Origin of the sequence: Marispirochaeta aestuarii (assembly GCF_002087085.1) — a bacterium.
Taxonomy (GTDB): Bacteria; Spirochaetota; Spirochaetia; order JC444; family Marispirochaetaceae; genus Marispirochaeta; species Marispirochaeta aestuarii.
Genome location: NZ_MWQY01000068.1, coordinates 1 through 558 on the forward strand (window position 1 = coordinate 1; position 558 = coordinate 558).

The following is a 558-nucleotide window of genomic DNA, read 5'->3' on the forward strand; positions in this document are numbered from 1 at the left end:
TTATTCGCTTGACCATATTAGTTTGTGCTCCTTCCTCTATTGCTGCGGTCGCCGCTGTCGTGTACGACAGCGTCTCCCTCTGATCCTGTTGCCCAGTCTCAGATGTAGCTAAGCCACATCTACAGCTGGTCGCAAGAATCTCGGGTTCTCCCGTGCCACCGTCGGCAGACTCAGATGGAGCAAAGCCACATCTTCACTGCGCGTTGGCGCTTCGGGTTTTATAACCGCACCCTGAAACTCCCCTAGCTGGTAAAACTACTTCCCGTTTCGTCTTACCGGTATGTTCCAGGCTCTCTATGTCAAAAGATCAAAAAAATTAACCGCCTGATTTCTTTAAACGGTTAATCGTATATGGGCCTGACTAGACTTGAACTAGTGACCTCACGCTTATCAGGCGTGCGCTCTAACCACCTGAGCTACAGGCCCCAAATGTTTGGCCGAACAGACGCTCAAGCGCCAGCCAGGCCCAATATAAATAGAAAAGGGCGAAGAGACCGCTTCCCGTTTAAACAAGAAGCAGGTTCCATCAAGTATCGTCGTTCGCGTAAAGCTGTCCCT

At 50.5% G+C, this 558-nt stretch carries 1 tRNA gene; it reads right to left on the reverse strand.

Going from position 1 to position 558, the window contains the following annotated elements:
• Positions 1–352: 352 nt before the first annotated feature.
• Positions 353–426, reverse strand: a tRNA-Ile gene (locus B4O97_RS19145).
• Positions 427–558 lie beyond the last annotated feature (132 nt).